18 protein-coding genes are annotated in these 23,332 nt (G+C 42.5%); 13 read left to right on the top strand and 5 right to left on the bottom strand.

Annotated features, from left to right (window positions below; all coding sequences use genetic code 11):
* Window positions 1–236: 236 nt before the first annotated feature.
* Complete coding sequence (locus tag MC7420_RS43365) at window positions 237–368, top strand: hypothetical protein (RefSeq protein ID WP_006101779.1); 132 nt, start codon at window positions 237–239, stop codon at window positions 366–368.
* Between the two features lie 148 nt (window positions 369–516).
* Here the strand turns inward: MC7420_RS43365 and msrA are convergent, their stop codons facing one another.
* On the bottom strand, window positions 517–1,179 hold the full coding sequence (gene msrA, locus MC7420_RS16625; protein ID WP_006101852.1) for a peptide-methionine (S)-S-oxide reductase MsrA: 663 nt from the start codon (window positions 1,177–1,179) through the stop codon (window positions 517–519).
* Window positions 1,180–1,550: 371 nt separating this feature from the next.
* On the opposite strand from msrA, the gene MC7420_RS42575 reads away from it, so the two are divergent.
* A complete protein-coding gene (locus MC7420_RS42575; RefSeq protein ID WP_044207683.1) occupies window positions 1,551–1,751 on the top strand; it encodes a hypothetical protein in 201 nt (66 codons plus the stop codon).
* Window positions 1,752–1,885: 134 nt separating this feature from the next.
* A complete protein-coding gene (locus tag MC7420_RS16615) occupies window positions 1,886–2,560 on the top strand; it encodes a hypothetical protein (protein WP_006101695.1) in 675 nt (224 codons plus the stop codon).
* A 109-nt stretch (window positions 2,561–2,669) separates the two neighbouring features.
* On the opposite strand, the gene MC7420_RS16610 is transcribed toward MC7420_RS16615, so the two are convergent.
* Together MC7420_RS16610 and MC7420_RS16605 are read right to left on the bottom strand one after the other, a co-directional pair.
* Window positions 2,670–3,596, bottom strand: coding sequence for a histone deacetylase family protein (locus MC7420_RS16610; protein WP_006101836.1), 927 nt, complete (start codon window positions 3,594–3,596; stop codon window positions 2,670–2,672).
* Between the two features lie 243 nt (window positions 3,597–3,839).
* Window positions 3,840–4,133: an NACHT C-terminal helical domain 2-containing protein gene (locus MC7420_RS16605; RefSeq protein WP_006101625.1), complete on the bottom strand. Its 294-nt coding sequence runs from the start codon at window positions 4,131–4,133 to the stop codon at window positions 3,840–3,842.
* A 371-nt stretch (window positions 4,134–4,504) separates the two neighbouring features.
* On the opposite strand from MC7420_RS16605, the gene MC7420_RS16600 reads away from it, so the two are divergent.
* Both MC7420_RS16600 and MC7420_RS16595 read left to right on the top strand, forming a co-directional pair.
* Window positions 4,505–4,705: a hypothetical protein gene (locus tag MC7420_RS16600; RefSeq protein WP_006101743.1), complete on the top strand. Its 201-nt coding sequence runs from the start codon at window positions 4,505–4,507 to the stop codon at window positions 4,703–4,705.
* Between the two features lie 266 nt (window positions 4,706–4,971).
* Window positions 4,972–5,586: an alpha/beta hydrolase gene (locus MC7420_RS16595; protein WP_044207813.1), complete on the top strand. Its 615-nt coding sequence runs from the start codon at window positions 4,972–4,974 to the stop codon at window positions 5,584–5,586.
* A gap of 129 nt (window positions 5,587–5,715) precedes the next feature.
* On the opposite strand, the gene MC7420_RS16590 is transcribed toward MC7420_RS16595, so the two are convergent.
* The gene (locus tag MC7420_RS16590; protein ID WP_044207811.1) at window positions 5,716–6,339 is read right to left on the bottom strand and encodes a Uma2 family endonuclease; all 624 of its coding nucleotides are present in this window, start codon (window positions 6,337–6,339) and stop codon (window positions 5,716–5,718) included.
* Between the two features lie 478 nt (window positions 6,340–6,817).
* Here MC7420_RS16590 and MC7420_RS35300 point away from each other — a divergent pair, with 478 nt between their 5' ends.
* From MC7420_RS35300 to MC7420_RS16575, 3 genes are all read left to right on the top strand, one after another.
* The gene (locus MC7420_RS35300) at window positions 6,818–10,918 is read left to right on the top strand and encodes a PAS domain S-box protein (protein ID WP_006101662.1); all 4,101 of its coding nucleotides are present in this window, start codon (window positions 6,818–6,820) and stop codon (window positions 10,916–10,918) included.
* A gap of 118 nt (window positions 10,919–11,036) precedes the next feature.
* On the top strand, window positions 11,037–12,248 hold the full coding sequence (locus tag MC7420_RS16580) for a hybrid sensor histidine kinase/response regulator (protein WP_006101822.1): 1,212 nt from the start codon (window positions 11,037–11,039) through the stop codon (window positions 12,246–12,248).
* Window positions 12,241–13,644, top strand: a complete 1,404-nt coding sequence (locus MC7420_RS16575) for a hybrid sensor histidine kinase/response regulator (protein ID WP_006101605.1) — start codon at window positions 12,241–12,243, stop codon at window positions 13,642–13,644. Before MC7420_RS16580 ends, MC7420_RS16575 begins: the two co-directional genes overlap by 8 nt.
* Window positions 13,645–13,714: 70 nt before the next feature.
* Here the strand turns inward: MC7420_RS16575 and MC7420_RS16570 are convergent, their stop codons facing one another.
* Window positions 13,715–14,212, bottom strand: a complete 498-nt coding sequence (locus tag MC7420_RS16570; RefSeq protein WP_006101824.1) for a hypothetical protein — start codon at window positions 14,210–14,212, stop codon at window positions 13,715–13,717.
* A gap of 183 nt (window positions 14,213–14,395) precedes the next feature.
* Here MC7420_RS16570 and MC7420_RS16565 point away from each other — a divergent pair, with 183 nt between their 5' ends.
* The 5 genes from MC7420_RS16565 (at window position 14,396) to MC7420_RS16545 (ending at window position 23,281) form a co-directional block, all read left to right on the top strand.
* Entirely contained in the window at window positions 14,396–15,796 is a 1,401-nt protein-coding gene (locus MC7420_RS16565; protein ID WP_006101626.1) for a serine/threonine protein kinase, read from the top strand.
* Window positions 15,797–15,943: 147 nt separating this feature from the next.
* Window positions 15,944–17,308 (top strand): protein kinase domain-containing protein, encoded by a 1,365-nt coding sequence (locus MC7420_RS35295; protein ID WP_052307490.1) that lies wholly within the window; start codon window positions 15,944–15,946, stop codon window positions 17,306–17,308.
* Between the two features lie 424 nt (window positions 17,309–17,732).
* Window positions 17,733–20,111 (top strand): WD40/YVTN/BNR-like repeat-containing protein, encoded by a 2,379-nt coding sequence (locus tag MC7420_RS16555; protein ID WP_006101636.1) that lies wholly within the window; start codon window positions 17,733–17,735, stop codon window positions 20,109–20,111.
* Window positions 20,112–20,226: 115 nt separating this feature from the next.
* Window positions 20,227–21,612, top strand: coding sequence for a glycosyltransferase (locus tag MC7420_RS16550; RefSeq protein WP_006101599.1), 1,386 nt, complete (start codon window positions 20,227–20,229; stop codon window positions 21,610–21,612).
* 46 nt (window positions 21,613–21,658) lie between these two features.
* A complete protein-coding gene (locus tag MC7420_RS16545) occupies window positions 21,659–23,281 on the top strand; it encodes a glycosyltransferase family 39 protein (RefSeq protein ID WP_006101711.1) in 1,623 nt (540 codons plus the stop codon).
* Window positions 23,282–23,332: the final 51 nt, after the last annotated feature.

The raw sequence follows: 23,332 nt of genomic DNA, 5'->3' as shown, positions 1-23,332 counted from the left end.
CTTCGATGCAAATACCCATAAGTTAACACACAAAACAATAAATCATGCTTTTCCTTTGTGGCGAAAGTATCAAACTGTAAAGCTACTATTTTCACTCATCCCATCAATGGTGTAATCTAGTAGCGGCACCATGATACTTTCCATGTCATCCAGCGCTCTCTCACGCTGGCTTTTCTGAGATGGCGTGCCAATTTTTTGTCAATAATCGCTAAAATACATGGCGGTTATCACCAAATATGTCCCAAAAGCCCAGCGATCTCTCCTGTTGGTTTCTTAGAGTTCACCAGGATGGAATTAGCCTGAAGGTGAAGCGTTCCATCGGTGAAGTCGCCGAGTTTTGGAAGCGCGATCGCTATCATGGCAAATGAATACTGGGTAGAAGGTTCCAAGCGGAAGACAGAAGACAATGGGTAGAAGGTTCCAAGGGCAAAAAAACCAAAGCTATTTGAGTTCCCTCCCCTTGGTAAGGGGAGGGTTAGGGAGGGTCAAATCAAGGTAACTTGAAAGTTTATAACACTACAGAGCCACGGGCGTCGGACAAGCCACATTAGTTCCTCCTAGACCACAATAGCCATTGGGATTCTTGGCTAAGTATTGCTGGTGATAGCCTTCTGCATAGTAAAACTCTGGAGCATCAACAATTTCTGTGGTGATTTCTCCATGACCCGCCTCGCTCAACGCTTTTTGATAGGCGTCTCGTGAAGCTTCTGCGAGTTTCTTTTGACTATCGGAATAGGTATAAATTCCCGAACGATATTGAGTACCCGTGTCATTTCCTTGGCGCATCCCTTGAGTGGGATTATGACTCTCCCAGAAAACTTTCAGCAATTGCTGATAATTGATCACCTTGGGGTCAAATACGACGCGCACGACTTCATTGTGACCGGTCATCCCGGTACAGACTTCTTGATAGGTGGGATTAGGCGTTATCCCGCCTGCGTACCCCACAGCCGTGACAAACACTCCCTCTTGTTGCCAAAATCGGCGTTCCGCCCCCCAGAAACAGCCCATGCCAAACATCGCCATTTCCATACCCTCGGGGTAAGGGGGTTTAAGAGGATTGCCGTTGACATAGTGGTTGGCTGGAACGGACATGGGTTCTTCCCGCCCCGGTAACGCCTCTTCGGGTTTAGGCAGGCTGAGCTTTTTGCCAAATCCGCCAAATCCAAATAACACCATAAAATTACAACTCCGATTTTGCTGCTATATCTTTACTTTACTTAATATTCGTCATTGGTCATTGGTCAAGTCGGGGCGGGTTTAGTTACATCTGGGTGTAACCGAAAAGATAGTAGTGAAACCCGCCCCTACACAATTTCCCCATCTTCCCCATCTTCCCCATCTTCCCCATCTCCCCCATCTCCCCCTGCTCCTGATAACTGATAACTGCTTACTGTAAAGATTTAATGAAGCGTCCTGATAGACACCTTTGTGAATGTAGTTTTGTAAAGACCCCGGAAAAAGTCCTGATAGCTGTCAGCCGTCTGGCGGTGGACACCTAATCTGGATTCTGACCCCGGAGCATTCTACTGATTGAGGTGCGTACTACGATGATACTCCATTCGCTTTGTGCAACGAATCATCCCCAAAAACCATTGAAGCTGATCATTTGGGAACCGGCGGAAATAACGACCGAGCGTCTTAAGCCTTTTTACTTCAAAACCAACTATCTTTGTGAGAATTTGACAGAAGCGATGCAGATTCTGGCTCAAATCCAACATAGTAGTAGAGATTTACTACAACCCGCTTGACATCTTCCAGGGATGAAGACTGGAGATTCTAGACGAGTGTTAGGTGGGGATGCAAGGTTCAATTTCTCTATCTTCACTTTCCAATGTGGGTTAAATTGTGGCATGATTTTCTCAATATAGAAGAGTAAAAAATCATGCAACCGAACTTGGCAAAACTTTTTTTCTGGCTATTCGGTTTCACCGCTTCGTCCCTGCTGTGTAGTGGTTTATCCGCTCAAGCCCAGACGCCAGATTCCGCCTACTATGGTTATATAACCGTTACTCCCTCTGACTCGGCTCAATCGTCTGGCTCAACGACCGATAACACCCAACCCACACTGGTTTTGGTTCAACCCCAAACTGTCGCCGCCACTCCAGAGGTAGCACAAGTCCCTGTGGTTAATCCCCTAAAAATATTGGGACGTAGCTATATCGGCGTAGGTGGGAATATTGGTCTAGATGGTGAGGAAACCAACTTAGGGGAAGGATCTGTCGTCATTGTCAGTAAAGCCGGGTTTGCTGAGAATTTCTCCTTGCACAATGCGGTCATGTTTGGTGACGAAACCACCACATCAGTTACTCTTAGCCTAAATTTTCCGATCAAGACTCCCGTTACTGGACAAACAATTGTGATTCCTTTTGTTGGAGGGGGTGTGTTGCTGCAACCCGATGACGACTGGAAAGCTGATCCGTTGGTTTCCGGGGGTGTCGATATTCCCATCCCTCCCCGATTTACTGGAACAGTGCGTGTCAATGTGGCATTTCCTGAGGCTGATGAGACGGATTTGGGACTGGTTTTAGGGGTGGGTTACAATCTAAAACTGTTTTAGGGGTTGATTGTTGGTTGGTGATTGTTGATTGTTGATTGTTCTTTGACGAATGACGAATGACGTAGCTTGCTTCTCGCGAAAGCGAGTATGACGAATGACGAAGTGGCAACTATTCACCCAAGTTTAAACAGGGTTCAATGGTGGCAATAACGGACTTGGCTAAGGCAGTCAAGTCATAACCTCCTTCTAAGCCAAATAAAATACGGTGAGTCACTTGCAAACAGTAATCTGTGAATACGCCAAAATCCTTTGGTTTCAGGGCGACGCTGGCGAGGGGATCATCGGCGTTGGCGTCGTAACCAGCACTGACGATGAGTAAATCGGGCTGAAATTCATTGAGAAATGGTATCACCCCCTGCTCAAACATGGGTTGGTATTGTGTGAATGTACTGCCTGATGGTATGGGTATATTCAGGACATTATTGTACGCGCCGCGTTCGCGAGGATGACCGGTACCTGGATAGAAGGGATATTGATGGAGTGAACAGTAGACAATTCGGGCATCGTTTTCCACTAGGCTTTGGGTGCCGTTACCATGATGAACATCCCAATCTAAAATGGCGACTTTTTGGATACCCGCTTGTTCTAGGGCATAGTAAGCCGCGATCGCCGCATTGGAAAAGAGACAAAATCCCATCCCCCGTGGACCTTCGGCATGATGTCCAGGAGGACGTGCGAGGACAAATGCCGGGTTGTTGCTGGTGAGGACACGATCAACTCCATCTAACCAAGCGCTGATGGCTAACAGGGCAATATCATAACTGCGGGGAGAAACCCTGGTGTCGCCATCTATCATCCCTCCACCTTCATGGGCGAGTTGTTTGACTAAATTGATGTAATCTTGGTCATGAACTTTTTGCAACAGAGGCATTACCGGACGACTTTCTACAGGTGTAGGTAGCTGCCAATCAACTTGATCTGCCCAAGGTGCAGCGTTTAAGGCGTTGACAATGGCTGTCAATCGTTCCGGGCGTTCGGGGTGAAAACCACCGTTGTCATGATTGAGAAATTCATCAGAGTAAATAACTGGAAACATAGGTTCAGCAGAATTGGCAGCAAATGAGTGCTTTCTATAATTGTATAATTATTGGTTCGGTAAGTAGTCGGATAAAATTAACGTTGACGGTTGAAATTAGGGAACAGGGAACGGGGAACTCTTAACAGTAAGGATTTGACGCTTGTTAACATTTGTTAGTATTAGTAGCGAGCAAGATGCAAAGCCTGCGGCATGGCTTCGCTAAACGCACTACAAGGATTTCGTCATTATTGACATTAAGGTTTAAATGCCGAACAGCTTATTTTGCTGAGAGTTAAATTGCCAAGGATAACCAATCTGGCGATACTTAATAATCACAGCCGACAATTGTTCTGTCCAAGAGATACCATGAGTTTGCCACCATTGCTTAAACTGCCACTCATTCCCATCTAGATTGAAATCTGGATTAGGGAGTTGTTGCTTGAGTTCCTGTAAGGCTTTGTCCAACCTGGGGTCAAGATTCAGGGCGCGATCGCAAGCCTGTTTAACGGCTGTGATATACTGGGACGCTACTTGGATTCCACGTCGTCGCGGCATAGCAGAATTCTGGAGACGTTAATTTAATCCTAGTCAGTAGACCTACTCCGCCCAAGCGCCTCCTCAACCTGGGCTAGGCATCCTGGAGCCACGCTAAGTGAAGGCGACTTAGCATAGTTTGACAAGATTTTTCCAAATCTTATCATTTTTTATTTTTCTTCAAACAGGGTATAATTTAAAAAAGTTTACATATAAATTGGGGAATCTCAAGCATTTCTCAATCCAAATTTCAATCAGCCGTAGGGTTACATTGAAAAGAACAGACGCGATCGCACCTTAAATCTACCGCGCGATCGCACAGTCCGACTATCCTATAGAGGGCTAGGACATCAGCTTGGCAAACCGTTTAATTCGTTGAGGAGAACGACGAAATGTTTGGGATACAGCCTAACAGAAGCAAAACTGACCAACAAATTGCTGAACTTCAACAGCGTATCAATGAAGTCGAGAGACTTTGCGAAGCCACCTGTGATGAGATTCAAGATAAATATGGTGCGGCTATACTGGCTACTATCCTACGTTCTCATCTAATCAATTCCAGAGTACCTCGTTCAAGGCAGGTTAATTCCTAGACAGGCGAACCACTCAATTGTCCTAACTCATCACTGAAATCCGCGATCGCTAATTAACGTCTGAAACATAGTCTTCGTTAATAGGTGCAATATATTTAACATTGGCACGCACGTAGCAAATGCCAGAGTCTCGATTGAAATTAATGGGACGGCGATTTTTCTTAAAAGGCTGTGCCACACTGGGAACAGTTTTGGGGTTGAACGCTTGCCAAAACCGTTCTCCATCTGCTAGAAATCCAACAACCTCTGATTTAGGATCTCAGTCTTTGTCTTTAGAATCCGTCACTATTGGACCCACCAATGGTCAATCCCCAACCCACTTGATGGTGTGCTTACATGGCTGGGGGGCTAACTCTCAGGATTTAGTTCCATTAGCCTCAGCATTAGACTTGCCCAATGTCCAGTTTCTATTTCCCGATGCTCCGTTTCCTCATCCCAATGTCCCCTGGGGCAATGCCTGGTATGCGCTGGAAAGCCAAGATAATCAGGGGTTAGAGGAAAGTCGTCAAAAGTTGCTCGACTGGTTAACCTCTCTGGAAGAAAGTACAGGCGTTCCCCTATCCCGCACCATTTTAAGTGGATTTTCCCAAGGGGGAGCGATGGCGTTAGATGTGGGGTTAAGATTACCCTGCGCCGCCTTAGTTGCAATGAGTGGCTACTGGCATGATTCGGCTCAACTGACACGGGAATCGTTACCCCCAGTTTTGATCGTGCATGGTAGACAAGATCCGGTTGTGCCTGTGAGTAAAGCACAACACGCCAGAGACAATTTAAAGGCGTTGGGAATCGCGGTGACGTATCAAGAATTTGATATGGCGCATCAGATTTTGCCAGAGGTTTTGGTGTTGGTAAGGCGTTTTGTTCTGGATGTTATTGGCTGAAAATGTTACTCGTAAACTTTTCACCCTCATCCCCTAACCCCTTCTCCAACCCCCCTCATTCCCCCTGCGAGGAGGGAGGACAAAGGATGCTTTGCTTTTTTTGCAGGGGAGAAGGGGAACTTACTGCTCTTACGTCGCCGTTCCTAATGTGCTACTATTGAAAATTTGTTTCGCTGTGAGTTGTAACTCTGAAAAGATAGAGGATACGAGCAAATCATCTCCCCGAAATAATTGCTTTTGATACTCATCTTCAACTAAGTTGCAAATAGTGAGAGTTGGCTGTTTGGGTTTACCAATATACTCTCTACCACCAATTCCCAGATAGTCCACAATCCAATATTCAGGAATTCCTAAAATGGCATAATCTTCAACCTTTCGAGCATAATCATTTTGCCAATTAGCACTGACAACTTCAACAACTAGCTTGATTGTTTTTCCTAGAGTGATGACAGGTTCCTGCTGCCACAATGGTTCATGGATTAATTGAGTTTGATTTAAAACGATTACGTCAGGACGAAAGGCGGTATCTGTTCCTAAAAGTCTGATCAGACAACGATGGGGAATACAATAAGGATTATCGTGGCGGTCAATCTCAACGTTCAGCTTGCGCCCAACAAAATCTGCAACTTGTTCATGGGGTCCTGTGGGTTCGATTTCGATTAATTCCCCATCAATGAGTTCATAGCAATTATCGTCACCATAGTGAGTGATGAATTCATCAACGGATATCAGTTTCGCTGGTGATTGAACCATAGTTAGGGTCTGCTGAATAAGTGGTGAGGTGAGGGGGAGCTGGGGAAGCTGGGGAAGCTGAGGGAGCTGAGGGAGCAAGGGTACATTTATAAATCGACTTGCCTGGGGATGGTGCAAGACTTAATTCATACGTTGCTAAGTTACTGTATAGTAGTTTACAAATAAGGGTTTGTTTTCCCTCAAATCGAGGAAAATGCTCACCATTGTAGCTAGCTGCTCAAGCTGGGGACACCAGGGAGATAAATTCGCTCTTGCACTAGGGAGACATAAGAGAGCAGGAAAACAGGGACTGGACACCCCCAATTTTTTGTCTTTACCGCTAAATCGTTTTTTGGTGAGAATTTCTCTACCAACGTTGGCAATCAACTCAAATTAGACCTTATCCGATATGTAGGGTGATGATGCTGTAGTCAATAGGATGAGCAGCGGTTGTTCACATCACATCCAAACCGATGAGAGTCAATCAATAGTATACGCTATGTATAGCCACAGTGACAGTCACTCTTTATCCCTATTTCAGGCACTGTTTAATCAAGCGCTCGACGCCATGGCGATCGCGGATGATCAAGGACAGTATGTTGAGGTCAATCCGGCGGCTTGTCGGCTGTTTGGTTTATCTCGTGAGGAACTCTTAGGATGTCGCATCTCAGACTTTACTGACTTGGAGTTTGATTTCCAAGAGGCGTGGCGTATTTTTCTGGAACAGGGACAGGTAAAGGGGGAGTTTCGTCTCCGGCGTCGGGATGGGACAATCCGGGAGACGGAATATGCCGCAACCGCTAATGTGATCCCCCATCGCCATTTATCCATTTTGCGAGATATTACCGATCGCAAACAGGTAGAAGCCGAGTTGCGCCAAAGTGAAGAACGCCTCAACCTGGCTCTCTATGCGGCTCAGATGGGCATTTGGGACTGGAATCTGTTGACAAATCAGATTCGTTGGTCAGAGCATCATGAAGTGCTGTTTGGCTTGACTCCGGGTACGTATGATGGCACATACAAGACGTTTGAGGCTTGTATTCATCCGGATGACCGAGAAGCCGTTAAACAAGCGGCGAACCGTTCTCAGTTAGAACAACATGAGTATGATCATGAATTTCGGGTAGTGTGGTCAGATGGGAGTATTCACTGGATTGAGGGGAAGGGAAAATTTATTTATGATCAAACAGGTCAAGCGGTGCGGATGCTCGGTACAGTTATCGATATTAGCGATCGCAAACAAGCTGAAACCCAAATCTATCGCTTGAATGCTGAGTTAGAACAACGAGTCATTGAGCGTACCCAAGAACTTCAGCGTACTAACGACAACTTAAACCATGAAATTCAGGAACGCCAACGCGCCGAAGCTGCTGTGCATCTGCAAGCTCAACAAGAACGGTTAATTAGTGCGATCGCCCAACAGATTCGCCAGTCTTTAGATCTGAATCAGATTCTTAACACCACTGTAACCCAAGTGCAGCAATTGTTGGCTTGCGATCAAGTGGTGATTTACCAAACTCATGACGATGGTACGGGAAACCTTGTCGCCCAAGCCTTAGCGTCAGACGGTTCAGTTCCCCAGGAACATTCCCTGCCTGAATTAATCTTTCCCCCAGCTTGTCATCAATTTTACTGTAGCGGGGGAATTCATACCATTGCTGATGTCAAACAAGATGACATAGTACCCTGTTTGGCTGATACCGTCAGGCGGTTTGGGGTTAAATCCAAACTCGTGATGCCGATTCTGGAGAATGAAACCCTTTGGGGATTACTGATTGCTCATCACTATACCACCATCAGACAATGGCAGCCGTGGGAAGCTGAACTCCTCTGTTCATTAACAACTCAAGTCACGATCGCCATCCAACAAGCCGAACTCTATTCCCAGCTTCAAGCCGAATTAAGGGAACGTCAACACATCCAACAAGAACGCGATCGCTTGTTTAACCTTTCTGTAGATATCCTAGGGATTGTTAACTTTGAGGGATACTTTATTGATGTCAACCCAGCGTTCGAGAAAATCCTGGGTATCTCCTCTGACGCCATTAAAGCCCAACCGTTTATCGAATGGGTTCATCCCGAGGATCGGGAAGCGACTCAGGCGCAAATGAGAAAACTGGCATCCGGGATTACCATCAAGTCCTTTGAGAATCGGTATTGCTCTCAAGATGGATCATACCAATGGTTTTCTTGGACAGCGGTACCGTTTGTGCAAGAACGATTAGTTTATGTGGTTGCTCACGATATTACTGAACGTAAACAAGCAGAACAAGCCCTACAAGAAAGTGAACAACGCTTTCGCACCGTAGCCGATTTTACTTATGATTGGGAATATTGGCGAGATCCCGATGGTAGCTTTATTTATGTTTCTCCCTCTTGTCAACGGATCACAGGCTATCAGGCTGAGGAATTCCTCAATGATCCTAGCTTACTTGAGGCAATTATCCATCCCGATGATCGCCAGAGAATGACTAAACATATCCGTGAACAGTTAGACAATCCCCATGTCTACTCAACAGACTTTCGCCTCATTACTCGCACCGGATCGATCCGTTGGATTGCCCATGCTTGCCAACCTGTTTATAGTAAGGATAGACGATGGCTAGGTCAACGAGCCAGCAACCGTGATATTAGCGATCGCAAGCAAACGGAAGAAGCACTCTATTACCGCGAACAACAATTTAGGGCGTTGGTGGAAAATTCACCGGATATTGTTGCCCGATTCGATCATCAATTGCGTCATCTCTATGTGAATCCAGCAATCGAACAAGTCGCAAAATGTTCCGCTCAAACCTTTATCGGTAAAACCAATGAGGAGTTGGGAATGCCGCCTGATAAAGCCCAGTTTTGGGATGAAGCTTTGCGATCTGTCTTTACCACTGGACAAGAACAACTGATTGAGTTTGACTTTCCCACCAGCAAGGGGATGAAATTTTTTCACTCTCGCATCGTCCCTGAATTGAATGCTGATGGTACAATTCGCTCTGTGTTGAGTGTTACCCGGGATATTACGGCGCATAAAGAGATAGAAGTGGCACTCCAACAAGCTAAAGACGCCGCCGAAGTCGCAAATCGGGCGAAAAGCGAATTCCTGGCAACGATGAGCCATGAACTCAGAACCCCTCTCAATGGCATTTTAGGCTATACTAAACTCCTGCAAAACGATACCAATTTAACTGAAACTCAACGAGAGAGTTTAAACATTATTTACCACTGTGGCGAACATTTGCTCACGCTAATTAATGATATTTTAGACTTCTCTAAGATTGAATCCCAGAAATTAGAACTTGACCCCAGTGAGTTTCATTTGCCAACCTTTCTCAGCAGCATCAGCAGTCTTTTTCGTCTACGTGCGACGCAAAAAGAGATTGACTTTACATACAAACTCTTATCTCCTCTACCCCAGAATGTTATCGCTGATGAGAAACGGTTGCGACAGGTTCTGATCAACTTACTCAGTAATGCCGTGAAGTTTACGGATCAGGGTAGCGTGACGTTTAAAGTTGGTTATGTTGAAGATGTAGAGACGTGCCATGGCGCGTCTTGCCATGGCGCGTCTTGTCATGGCGCGTCTCAATGCGTAGGGGCGAGTTTGACGGATAACGTTACCCAAGAAACGGCTAACGTGACTAAACCCGCCCGACTTAAGGAACGGGATATACTGTCCCAATCCCCAATCACCAAGATTCGTTTTCAAGTCGAAGATACAGGGATTGGCATCGATCCGCAACAATTAAGCGAAATCTTTTTACCCTTCCATCAAGTAAGCGATCGCACTCATGCTGTTGAAGGGACAGGATTGGGATTGGCTATCAGCCAGAAATTGGTTCAACTGATGGATAGCACGATTCAGGTTAGTAGTATTTTGGGTCAAGGCAGTGTATTTTGGTTTGATTTAGAGTTGTCTGACGTTTCAGGAGGACAAGCCTCGGAGTCATTGTGCGATCGCCGACTCATTGGCGTTAAAGGACAACAGCAAACTCTTCTCATTGTTGATGATAATGCGATTAATCGGTCTTTCTTACGAGAATTACTCCAACCGTTCAACTTGAACATTGTTGAAGCCGTCGATGGTCAAGATTGTTTACAAAAGGCAGTCGAGATTCAGCCTGATCTGATCTTAATGGACTTAATCATGCCGGGACTAGATGGTTTGACCGCAACGCGGCGACTGCGCCAATTGCCTCAGCTCGCAAAGACGGTTATTATTGCCATATCCGCTAATGTTTTCGAGATGACCCAGCAGGAGAGTTTAACGGCTGGATGCCAAGACTTTCTCTCAAAACCTGTGCCAATCCAGCAACTCCTGGAATTATTGATGGTTCATTTAGGTGTGGAAGGCATTTATGAAAAACCCAGAAATTTAACAACTGGTGAATTGGAAACCAATACCAAACCACTGGTTAGTCCACCTGCTTCAGAACTAGCGATTTTGTCGGAATTATTGGCAATGGGGGATATTCAAGGAATGATCGATCAAGCGCAGCATTGGCAAGACGTAAACAGTCAATGGATTCCCTTTGCTACACAAATTCATCATCTCGCTAGAGGGTTTCAGTTAAAGAAAATAGAGCAAATTATTAATCAATATACCTTTTGAATAAAGCTTAAATTATAAGCCATAATTCACAAGCCATAAAAATACTCTAGCTTAGAGTCGTTTAATTTATATATTGTATCAATTGCTAAATAAATATAGGTTTAAACCGTTAATATTTATGGACAATTTAACTCCCAAAACTCCCAAGCTATTGATTGTTGACGATCAACCTCATAATCTAGGTATTTTGTTTGACTTTTTGACGCGATCTGGCTTCAAAATATTTGTGGCGTTAGATGGTGAAAGTGCCCTTCAGCGAACTGAAGTCACTGAACCTGATCTAATTATTTTAGATGTGATGATGCCAGGAATTGATGGCTTTGAAACCTGTAAACGATTAAAACAAAATCCATCCACTCAAGATATTCCAATCATCTTTATGACGGCACTTTCAGACACAGTAGATAAAGTTCAAGGCTTTAAACTAGGTGCTGTCGATTATATCACTAAACCCATCCATCAAGAAGAAGTGCTGAGTCGAATTCAGACTCACATAAAGCTATATCATCTGCAAAATCAACTGCAAACTAAAACCGAAGAACTTGCCCACTTAAATCAGAATCTAGAAGAAATTGTTCAAGCGAGAACGCAACAACTCATCGAACAAGAAAAAACCGCTTTAATCGGACGTCTTACTCAGGGAATCGTGCATAATTTACGAAATCGTATTCAGCTTATCTTATCTTATAAATGTTTAGCTACGGGAGAAATGACCGAAGAAGCTGTTTCTCCAGAAACGACATTCGCTTATCTTGAAAAGATGGCTGAAGTTACCTGGGATATGAGTCAAATTCTGGATAATCTTATGCACAAGAGCAAAATGGATCACTCCTTGCAGTTAACTTCGCTGAATGTTAATGATATCCTAAAAAAGGAACTCGATTTTTGGCAGGCTAACCTTCAATTTAAACACAAGGTTAAAAAAAAATATGTTTTGGATGAGCATATTCCCTTAATCCCTTTAGTTTATACTGATATCTCCCAAATCTTGGATAATTTAATCGGTAATGCCCTAGATGCTATGTGGGATAAGGAAGAACAAACCTTAACAATTATCACCCGGCAGGATGAAGACAATCTTTACATTGATGTCCAAGATACAGGATGTGGAATACCCCCAGAAAATCTATCCAAAGTTTTTGATCCATTCTATACCACTAAACCATTGAAGGGTGAGGAAAAACAACGAAATCAACCCACAGGCACAGGACTCGGTATTTATACTTGTATGCAGATCTTAAAAGGTTTCGGGGGGGATATTAAAGTAACCAGTGAACTCAACAAAGGAAGTATTTTTACTGTGAGAATACCCAAGCAAAACAATGGATAAAAAAGCAGCCCAAGGAAATTTATTAATTGTTGAAGATAATCCCACGAATCTAAGTTTTCTGTTTAATTATTTGACCAAATCCGGTTTCAAAGTACTGGTCGCAACGGATGGAAAAACAGCGATTCAGCGCGTTGAAGCCGCTCAACCTGACCTGATTCTGTTGGATGTTATGATGCCGGGAATGGATGGGTTTGAGGTATGTAAACGACTAAAAAGTAGTCCTTCAATGCGGGATATTCCAGTCATTTTTATGACAGCACTTTCAGATACCCTTAACAAGGTTCATGGGTTTGAGATTGGCGCTGTTGATTATATTACCAAACCGATTCAGCCGGAAGAGGTTGTTAGCCGAATCCAAACTCACCTGACGCTACGGAACCTGCAAAAAGAACTGCAAGCCAAAAATGAACACTTATTACAATCCCAACAGCAAGAGAAGCAAAGATCCTTGGAACTTGAAGAGGCATTACACAAGCTGCAACAAACGGAAGTCCAATTAATTCAAGCCGAGAAAATGTCTTCCTTTGGCAAAATAGCGGCAGGTATTGCCCACGAAATTAACAATCCCGTTAACTTTATTTATGGCAACCTGTACCACGCTAATGAATATATTCAAGATCTCTTTGAGCTAATTACACTTTACACACAAACGTATACACATCCAACTGAGAAAATTAATCGCAAAATTCAGGAAATTGAGTTAGATTTTATTCAATCTGATTTACCTAAACTTCTAGAATCAATGCAGGTGGGTGCTGAACGAATCCGCCAAACTGTATCGTTGCTCAAGAATTTCTTCCATTTACATGAGGCTGAGTTGAAGTTCGTCGATATTAATCAAGATATTAATAACACGCTCTTGCTCTTAGAGTACCACTTAGACGCTAAAGCCGGACGACCAAGAATTGAGGTGATCAAAAATTATGGTAGTTTGCCTCTTGTGAAATGTTATGCCAGTGAACTCAATCAAGTATTTATGAATATGCTTACCAATGCTATTGATGCTTTAGATGAGAAGTATGGCAAACTCAAACGAGAGGGTGAGATGTGGTTAATTAGAGGGGATAGGAAAGCAGGGGAAGAAGAGGAAGAATTTGTGCGATCGCCACTCACTCCCGATCAATCCCAAAGCCCTACGATTGAGATTAGTACGGAGAGTGTAGACGAGGCGAAGGTGATTATCCGTATTGCGGATAACGGATCAGGAATGACAGAGGAGGTAAGTCAGAGGCTATTTGATCCATTCTTTAGCACCAAACCCGTCGGTTCTGGAACGGGTTTAGGATTGACGATTAGTTACCAGATCATCGTGGAAAAGCACCGAGGTCAATTAGATGTCACGAGTGAGAGGGGAAACGGTACAGAGTTTGTAATTGAGATTCCGATTCAGTCGTAAAAGGCAATAGGTAGAGGGGGAGCGGGGGAAGCTGGGGAAGCTGGGGGAGCAATGAGTAAGTTTTGAAGACTTAACGGGGAAAATCCTCCGCATCAATACAGGTAGCTAGCGCACCCTCTACAGAAAAATCAATTTCGCGACTCAAACCAATCACGCATTCAGAAAAACGCAAGGGTAGAAGACTGCGACGACAGTTTGCTAGCACCGAAACCGGATCAGAACCTTGAGTATGCTGGTTAATATCAACAGTACAGCTTGCCAATTCCTTGGGACGCCGGACACGCATACAAGCGAATAACGCATCATCAGCCGCAATTGGGGTTAACTCTTCGATTTTTAGGACACAGAGAGATAAATCCTTAGGTTCAAGCGCCTCAGCACAAGTTCTGGCTGCATTTTCCCTAGAGATACCCGCACGCAATAGTTCTGCGGCGCAGATTTGAAACTGATCGACACCAGCACTGACAGGACTAGCAGGAAAGGCTAGGGTAAATAAACTTGCTGTAACGAGCTGACTGGCACAAATTTGCCAAAAATGACGACTACCAATACGATTTTTCCTGTTCATGGGGTTTTCTGGTGAACGATATCCTACGCTAGGATAGCTGATTTACAGCCGTTTTCAAGCAGATGGGGGGAAAACGCGGGGGAGATGGGGGAGCTGGGGGAGCAGATCATCTCCTGAGAAAAGATAAACCGATAGGAATACGGTTAAAGTAGAGAAATAGGCTTGATCAGGACTTACCGGGAAATGCTGCAAGCAGAACAGGTCTTATGCGATCGCTATCACCTTCATCATCCCTTTGGCAATAACTCTGGACGCCAAACCTGGTTGGCGTTTGACCAGTCTGTATCCCCGCCAGAATCAGTGATTGTTAAGCTATTGGCATTTAACCCTCAGATGCAGTGGGATGAGTTTAAGTTATTTGAACGCGAAGCCCAAGTTCTTCAACAGCTAACCCATCCTCAAATTCCCCGCTATCGGGATTATTTTTCCTTGGATAGCCAGGTTGGAGAGGGTTTGTATTGGTTCGGATTAGTTCAACAATACATTCCGGGGGCTTCCTTACGGCAATTATTGGATCAGGGTAAACGGTTCACTCAAGAAGACGTGAAGCGTATTGCTGAGTCAGTATTAGAGATTCTCAGTTATCTGCATGGCTTACAACCGCCAGTGCTACATCGGGATATCAAACCCAGTAACTTAATTTTGGCGGATGATGTGCCCATTTATCTGGTTGATTTTGGGGCGGTGCAAAATCGGGCGGTGACAGAAGGAGTAACGTTTACGGTAGTGGGAACGACTGGCTATACTCCTTTAGAACAGTTTTGGGGAAAGGCTGTACCCGCCTCTGATTTGTATGCTTTAGGCGCAACCCTAATCCATTTACTCACCGGGATTACCCCGGCTGACTTACCCCAACAGGATTTACGGATACAATGGAGCGATCGCGTCTCGGTTGATCCCCAGTTGATTCGTTGGATAGACATCTTGACTGCACCGGATTTAGACGCACGATTTAGTAGCGCGGCGGAGGCGCTAGAGGCGCTGCATCACCATCGTTATCCCCAACATTCCCTAACCAATCGCTCTCAACCGAAGGGTAGCCGCGTTCAGCTTAAGCAATCGCCCCAGCAGCTTATTCTGAAAATTCCCCAACCCAAGCGATCGTTCCGGGATATTCTCAAACTAGGAGGTGACTTACTGCTCACCGCTTGTTCACTCCCGCTTTTATTACTATTCGGGTTAATCTTTTTAGGCTTAGGTATCGGGCTATTTGCCACATTATCCCACAATGGCACATTGTTTCTTGTCTTGCTCCCCCTGGTGGCGTTTCTAGGATGGCTCTGGCGGGCTACCAATCAGGAATTAGGTAAAGTCCAAAATGAAGTGGACTATAATTTGCGTCATCTGTTCGGAGGTTATTGTCTTTATTTGACTCCAGAACACTTCATTATTGAACGAGAACTATTGGGGTTAACCTATCAGCGTCATATCGGTCAATTGACTGATATCAAAAATATCCAATTAATCCCTTTTACCGAGATACGGTTAGAGACTTGGATGATTAGCTATTCCTTCGGTGAAACCTTAACCGAAAACGAGCGGCGTTGGTTAGTTGAGGAACTTCAAGGATGGGTAGAAGGGTAGGAGGGGAGAAGGGGAGAAGGGTAGTAAACAAAAATTATATGGTATTGTGGGGGCGGGTTTAGAGATTTAATTGACGGATCTACCGATAACTTATTAACAAAACCCGCCCTCTCGTCGTTTATATTTGAAGAAAATGACGAATGGCAAATGAAAAAACAAATGTTAGCGGAACGTTATCAACTCGAAAGAAAATTAGGACAAAATGCGGGACGTCAAACTTGGTTAGCCCAAGACATTAGCCTGTCACCGCCGCAACCTGTCGTGGTGAAGCTGTTAGCGTTTAACCCTCAGATGCATTGGGATGAGTTAAAGCTATTTGAACGAGAAGCGCAAGTGCTTCAGCATCTCAATCATCCCCGAATTCCGGAGTATCGTGATTTCTTCACCATTGAAAAGCAATTCGGAGAGGGATTACCGTGGTTTGGCTTAGTCCAAGATTACATTCCTGGTGACTCTTTACAAACGCTATTAGATCAGGGGAAACGATTCACAGAAGCAGAGGTTTGTCAAGTTGCCGAGAGTATTTTAGAAATTCTTATTTATTTGCATGAATTGTCGCCCCCTGTATTTCATCGTGATATTAAACCGAGTAATTTAATTTTGAGCCAGGATGGACAGGTTTATCTGGTTGATTTTGGTGCTGTACAAGACCGAGCCACAGCAGAAGGTGTAACATTTACAGTAGTGGGAACTAGTGGCTATACACCACCAGAACAACTTTGGGGAAAAGTCGTTCCCGCTTCAGATCTCTATGCATTAGGGGCGACATTAATTCATTTATTAACGGGAATAGCTCCTGCTGATTTACCCCAACATCAGATGCGCTTTCAATTTAGCGATTATGTCAATCTCACTCCCCATTTTGCAGAATGGTTGGAATGTCTGACCGAACCTGCACCAGAACGACGGTTTACGGGGGCGCGTCAAGCGCTATCGACTTTAAAATCAGGTGGAGACTCCGTGAAAAAGTCGGGGCAGTCTCGCGTGCGTTATGATCATCAAGATGGTTTGACCTTCCGCGATCGCGTGCGCTATGGTCGTCTTGCTGGCTTGACTTTCCTTCAGTTTATCATTGCCAGTATCGCAATCAGTCTGATTGTGCCAAATTTTTTGTATACCAAAAAAACTCCTGAACCAGATGCTAAGGATTATGTAAATTCGATGAACCGCAGTCAGCAAGCTTACTATTTAAAACACTCAGTTTTTGCCGATTCCCTGTCTCAACTGAATCGAAGTATTCCGAATCAGACGAAGAACTATCGCTATTCCACTTATAATGATGGTGCTTCTGTCTTTAATTACGCCATTTCCCGTAAACCTAACCGGAAAAGTTATGTGGGTGGCGTTTTTCGTATTCCTACCACTGACTTGGATATCCATGAAACACCGGGTACTCTGACAACTAGAGAAATTCTCTGTAAAGCCAATGTTTCTGGTAAGATAAAACCTCCAGAACCGACCTATTCCCAGGGAAAATTTGCCTGTAGTCGTGGCACTCAACGAGTGTATTAGTAGGTGTGCGATCGCTATCAGTTTAAGCAAAAATTGGGTGGCAATCCTCGACATCAAACCTGATTGGCAGATGATATGTCTACTCAATTGGATCAAACGCTAACTGAACCCGCGCCAGAACAGCGATCCAAGAGTGCTGCGGATGCGCTCAAGGCGGTTGGACAATTGCCGGACTGTATATTGGTATACCGACGGCATAGATCTATATCGGACTACTTGTCATGTTTATCCTGTGAAGCAACTCAGCAATTGTCATTGTTAATCTGAGAGCCTACTTCACAAAAACGTTGAAAAAATTCACAAAAATTTATTTTCCTAAAATAGAAAATCTGCTAAGGTAGCGTTGTTTAGCTAATAGGCGTTCGTCAAATCTTGCCTTTTCACATTGGCATTTTTTAGTATTTGTATTCTGCTTGGGGTGTATATGTTTATTAATAAGTGGTTAAAATCTACTCACAGCACTCAACAAAAAGTTGGGCTTTTACATAAAAAAGTTTTTATAAATTTTTTCCTGGTATTAGCGCTTTTTTGCTTGACGGCACAACCCGCTTTAGCTCATAGACCTCATGATGTTGTCACTCAAGTTGATTTGTCTCCTGGGTATGAACAAAATCAAGTATTATTTATCATCGTGCGGGGGAATTTATTTAAGTCAACGGATGGAGGGTCTTCCTGGCAAAGAATTGTCAATGGCTTAGATAATAGATCAAGCTTAGCGGCTTTATCTATTTCTCCAACAAATTCGGTACTCTTCGTGTCATCTTTTGGAGATGGCATATATAAATCCTCTGATGGCGGAAATTCATGGCAAAACGTCAGTAACGGCCTAGAAAATTTAAACATTGAAGTCTTAGAAATAGCTCCCAACGCGCCTGATTTCGTTTTAGCGGCGGGGAGCGAAGGTGGACTCTATAAAACTGATGATGGTGGTGTAACTTGGAATCAAGTTTTAGATAATCCGAGTAAAATTAAGACGATTAGCTTTATTCCGGATAATCCAAGTTCTATCGTTATTGGAGATGAGGAAGGGACTATCTATGTCTCACGCGATCGCGGTGAAACCTGGCAAGCTGCTTCTCCTATTGAAACTCCTATTGAAAATAGTGGCGCAATTACAACTCTAGTGGTTTCGCCCAATTTTTCTTCCGATCAAACTATTTTTGTTGGCACAGACAAAGGCGGGGTACTGCAAACAACCGATTTTGGCGGCTCATTCACACCGTTAAATCAGGGATTGTCTGACCCGTCCATTCAAGATATTGTTATTTCACCCAGTTATGTCAACGATAACACCCTCTTTGCCTCAACCTGGAATGACGGCTTCTTTTACTCCCAGGATGGAGGAAAAACTTGGAAAAAATCAAGTCAAGGATTAGTTAAAGAAAGTCAAGCCGATCAAATGAAGAGTCCTCATTTTACGGACTTAAGTATTTCTGAGAATACCCTGTTTTTAGGCGGATTTGATGGTCTCTTTAAATCTACAGACAATGGTCAGAGTTGGCAATTATTAGAAACCTTATTACCCGAAACAATTGTTGCTCTAGCTGTATCTCCTGATTACGAAAATGACTCAACTGTTGCCATTGCTCCTTATGTCGGTGATCCCTATATTAGTAACGATGCTGGGATAAACTGGACTCAGAGGTATCAAGGGTTAGAATCTCCCTATTTAACCCGAAGTTTTGACGAACAAGATCAAGATCCACGACGGTTTTTCGATATTGCCTTTTCTCCAAATTACGGTTCTGATCAAACGGTATTTGCCACTTTATTATGGGAGAATTTTTTAAGGTCAACGAATGGGGGTAAAAGTTGGCAAAGAACTCAACTTCCAAAAGTTCCTAAGTATTCTACCCGGGGAATGACCATTGCCACTTCACCTGCCTTTGACTCTGATCAGACTATTTATTTACTCACCCAGCAAGGTGTTATTTACAAGTCAACCAACGCCGGAAAAAGTTTCTCAGTTCTCAGTAAAATTGGTAAAGACTTTAGTAATGAAACAGCGTCCATTGTCATCTCTCCAGATTTCCCATCTGATCCAATTCTTTACGCATCTAGCTCTGATCCTGGAGTTTTTCAGTCTAGTGATGCAGGTAAAACTTGGCAATCTGTTAGTGAAGACAGTAGTTTAGGTGAAACTAGCAGTATCCGCTTTGCAATTTCCCCAAATTACAAGGCGGATAAAACTGTTTTTGCGGGGACTGACCGAGGACTTTTTGTAACAACCGAGGCTGGAAAAACATGGGACAAGTTATCGAGTTCTGCTAATATTGAAAACGGCTATATCGAAGGCGTCGCCATATCCCCGAATTATCAAAGCGACCAAACATTCATTGTTAGTGTCCGAGGTGAGGGATTATTTAAAACCGTTAATCGAGGACAAGCCTTTACACCAATTGGCAATAATGACCTAGCATTTGCCCGCATCAATAACGTCCCTTGTGCGGGTAAACCTATCCAATTTTCACCCGCCTACGCCACAGATAATACCCTGTATGGATTTGGGTCAGCCAAATCAGAAATCTTTAAATCGACCGATGGCGGTAATACATGGGAAATAATGGAACTTCCGGAACATGAAGACCAAGAACCTGGATTACTCAGATCAATTAATCTAGTGTTGTATGTTTACAGGGGTCAAACGCTGAGGTTGCTACTGTCTCTAATCGCCGCTTTATTGGCTTACTTTGTTTTAGGATATCTCGGGTTAGAAAAACGGTTGCCATTAAATAAAATACAGATACAAGCATTGGGTTCATTTATCGTATTTTTGGGGGCGGTAATTGTATTCTTTGCTTAGGATAATGAACAAGGCAATAATCGATCAATGTCTAAATTGAATGGAGTGAAAACTTGAACCTTGAAATCCCCATTGTGATTGCCAAACTGTTTTTGAATCCAAGGTTTTGCTAACTATGGCTTCCTTCAAAAAATGGAATAAACTAAATCTTTCTTATTATGAAGACATTAGAAAATTATATGAATTTTTTGTTCAAGCCAATTCAGATGTTTTGGAAGTTGGTTCAGAACTCGCTTATTTGCTAAATGCTGTTAAGCCCAAAGTAGGGTTAGGAATCGATAGCAATGCTGAAGCTGTTGAGGTAGCCAGACAAAAATTTCCAGAATTAGAATTTTGGATTGAAGAACCCGGATCTTTTCAGTGCGACAAAAAGTTTGATTATATTTTGCTTGCTAACACAGTAAGTTACATCGGCAATATTCAAAAGACTTTCCTCAACTTGCAAAAAGTCTGCAAAGATTCGACCCAAATCATCTTAACATTTCATAATCCAGCCTGGGAAATTATTTTGAACCTAGCAACTTTACTCAAACAAAGAAGAGAAATCTATAATCTCAACTGGCTAAGTTATGAAGACATTCACAATTTACTCGATCTTGCCGGATTTGAGGTGATTGTTCATGGTAAAAGAATGTTATTGCCCCGGCGGTTGCCCATCTTTTTCAGTTTATTCAATAAAATTTTAGCCCCATTGCCAATTATCAACAATCTTTGTTTAACTGAATATATTATTGCTAAGCCTCAACCTGATCCAGTGAAAGGACAAAAAAATATTCAATGTTTAACCTGTTCAGTCGTTATTCCAGCCCGAAATGAAGCGGGAAATATTGAACGATGTGTGACTGAAATGCCCCAGTTAGGCAAGCACACAGAAATTATTTTTATCGAAGGACATTCCTGTGATAATACTTGGGAAGAAATTCAACGAGTTCAGGCAAAATATGGTGACCAATGGGACATTAAAATCTGTCAACAACAAGGAAAAGGCAAAGGAGATGCTGTTCGCCAAGGTTTCAATATGGCAACTGGAGATATATTAATTATTCTAGATTCTGATTTAACAGTTAGACCCGAAGATTTAGTTCACTTTTTTCAAGCTGTTGCATCTGGTCATTGTGAATTTGCAAATGGTTGCCGTTTAATTTATCCCATAAATTCTCAAGCTATGCCCTGGTTAAATCGGATGGCTAATCGCTTTTTTGCTTGGTTATTGTCATACTTACTGAATACAAAAATCAAGGATTCACTATGTGGTACTAAAGTGCTTTCCAAAGAAAATTACCATCGCATTGCTGCTAATCGTTCCTATTTTGGAGAATTCGATCCCTTTGGCGATTTCGATTTACTTTTTGGTGCGGCTAAATTGGGATTAAAAATTAAAGATATACCAGTTCGATATGTTCCCAGAACCTATGGGAGTTCTAACATACAGCATTTTAAAGAAGGTTTGATTCTGTTTAAAATGTGTGTTTATGCGGCTCAAAAGATCAAGTTTATTTAGTAATAATTTGATATTAAAATATGTTATTTATTAAAATAAATTATATATGATTTATAATTTAACCACTGGATACAAGAGCAAGATTTTCAATTCATTTAGATTGAATTGGCAGAATATAATTAAAGTATTTATTGTTTTTGCAATCATCATCGGAATCATTTTGCGTTTTGCTAACCTTGAAAATAAGGTTTTTAATTGGGATGAGGTAAGGAGCTTTTATAGACTATCTGGATATGTAAGAGAAGAGGTAATTGATAAAATATTTACTGGCGATATTATTACAGCTCAAGACATACAAAAATATCAAACGCCCTCTCCAGAAAAAAATCTAGTAGATGCGGTTTTTGCTCTTTCTAATAATCCTGAGCATCCACCACTCTTTTACTTAATGGCTAGATTTTGGATGCATTTATTTAATTCACCATTTTCAGTAAGAGTTTTAGCTGTGCTCCTGGGAATTTTATCACTTGTGCCACTTTATTGGTTATGTTGTGAGTTGTTTGGATCACCCTTAGTCGCTTTAGTAGCACTTACATTATTTTCTATTTCCCCCTATCAAATTCTTCTTTCACAAGCAGCCAGGGAATATAGCCTTTGGACTCTAATGACAATTTTATCAAGTGCGACGCTATTACATTCCTTGCGGACAAGGAAAACAATGAGTTGGATAGCCTACACTATAACTATAATTGGAGGACTTTACTCTCATCTGTTTTTTGCCATAACTTTGTTGGGTCAGGTTGTTTACACTGTTAGCACAAAAGGATGGCATTATAGCAAAAACTTATTAAAATATTCTTTGTCATTGCTGATAGCTAGTCTATTTTTTTTACCTTGGACTATTATAATTTTAACTAATCATAAAAAACTTCAAGAAGTAACAGCTTGGACAAGAGAATTTGAATCTGGGTTTAAGAAAATAATTCAGGAAAATATTAATAATGTGGGAGATATATTCATAGATTTTAATGGCAACACCAGACTTGAATACTACCTATCGATAATTATTTTTTGTTTATTCGTGTATTCGATTTATCGGGTCTGTAAATCTAGAAAAAAAAACAAGTGGTTGTTTCTTGTCTTACTGATTTTTCCTTCATGGTTACTTTTGATTTTGCCGGATCTCATCTCGGAAGTCGGTGTAAGATCTTTGCAATCTCGTTATTTAGTGACATCATACTTAGGGATTCAAATTAGCGTTTCTTACTTAGTTGGCGCGGGACTTCAATTAAAAAACGATGCCTTAAGACTGGGAAGTCATTTATTACTGGTTACTCTGATTTCCTTGGGTGTAATATCTGGAGTATTAATTACACAGTCTCAAGATTGGGATTATTTAGAGCTTAAAGGAACACCAATATCTGAGAATCTTGAAATTGCTCCGATTCTTAATAAAAACAAACAACCTTTGGTAATCAGTGACTCAACTCATAGCTATCTCTTGTCTTTAAGTTATCTCATTGATGATCATGTCCGATTCCAATTGCTCAAAGAGAATGATCTAAATCAATGGAATAACAAGCTAATTATGCCCAAATTGGAAAATCAATTTAGTGATATATTTATTTACTATCCACGTCAGGAGTTGCTGGATTTTTTAATCAATAAATATCCTAGATTTCAAATAAAAAAAATCCATAAAGGGCTATTGAAAGTTGTTAAAATATGATACTATTAATTCATAAGCATTAATTCAGTGAACTTGCCCAGAATCAATGGG

It is taken from the genome of Coleofasciculus chthonoplastes PCC 7420 (assembly GCF_000155555.1).
Classification (GTDB): domain Bacteria; phylum Cyanobacteriota; class Cyanobacteriia; order Cyanobacteriales; family Coleofasciculaceae; genus Coleofasciculus; species Coleofasciculus chthonoplastes_A.
This window is presented reverse-complemented; position numbering and strand designations above follow the sequence as displayed.

Bases quoted from the DNA above. Each gene is read 5' to 3' on its own strand.
- MC7420_RS43365 (WP_006101779.1), top strand. From the start codon at position 237: ATGTCCCAAAAGCCCAGCGATCTCTCCTGTTGGTTTCTTAGAGTTCAC.
- msrA (WP_006101852.1), bottom strand. From the start codon at position 1,179: ATGGTGTTATTTGGATTTGGCGGATTTGGCAAAAAGCTCAGCCTGCCT.
- MC7420_RS42575 (WP_044207683.1), top strand. From the start codon at position 1,551: ATGATACTCCATTCGCTTTGTGCAACGAATCATCCCCAAAAACCATTG.
- MC7420_RS16615 (WP_006101695.1), top strand. From the start codon at position 1,886: ATGCAACCGAACTTGGCAAAACTTTTTTTCTGGCTATTCGGTTTCACC.
- MC7420_RS16610 (WP_006101836.1), bottom strand. From the start codon at position 3,596: ATGTTTCCAGTTATTTACTCTGATGAATTTCTCAATCATGACAACGGT.
- MC7420_RS16605 (WP_006101625.1), bottom strand. From the start codon at position 4,133: ATGCCGCGACGACGTGGAATCCAAGTAGCGTCCCAGTATATCACAGCC.
- MC7420_RS16600 (WP_006101743.1), top strand. From the start codon at position 4,505: ATGTTTGGGATACAGCCTAACAGAAGCAAAACTGACCAACAAATTGCT.
- MC7420_RS16590 (WP_044207811.1), bottom strand. From the start codon at position 6,339: ATGGTTCAATCACCAGCGAAACTGATATCCGTTGATGAATTCATCACT.
- MC7420_RS35300 (WP_006101662.1), top strand. From the start codon at position 6,818: ATGTATAGCCACAGTGACAGTCACTCTTTATCCCTATTTCAGGCACTG.
- MC7420_RS16580 (WP_006101822.1), top strand. From the start codon at position 11,037: ATGGACAATTTAACTCCCAAAACTCCCAAGCTATTGATTGTTGACGAT.
- MC7420_RS16575 (WP_006101605.1), top strand. From the start codon at position 12,241: ATGGATAAAAAAGCAGCCCAAGGAAATTTATTAATTGTTGAAGATAAT.
- MC7420_RS16570 (WP_006101824.1), bottom strand. From the start codon at position 14,212: ATGAACAGGAAAAATCGTATTGGTAGTCGTCATTTTTGGCAAATTTGT.
- MC7420_RS16565 (WP_006101626.1), top strand. From the start codon at position 14,396: ATGCTGCAAGCAGAACAGGTCTTATGCGATCGCTATCACCTTCATCAT.
- MC7420_RS35295 (WP_052307490.1), top strand. From the start codon at position 15,944: ATGAAAAAACAAATGTTAGCGGAACGTTATCAACTCGAAAGAAAATTA.
- MC7420_RS16555 (WP_006101636.1), top strand. From the start codon at position 17,733: ATGTTTATTAATAAGTGGTTAAAATCTACTCACAGCACTCAACAAAAA.
- MC7420_RS16550 (WP_006101599.1), top strand. From the start codon at position 20,227: ATGGCTTCCTTCAAAAAATGGAATAAACTAAATCTTTCTTATTATGAA.
- MC7420_RS16545 (WP_006101711.1), top strand. From the start codon at position 21,659: ATGATTTATAATTTAACCACTGGATACAAGAGCAAGATTTTCAATTCA.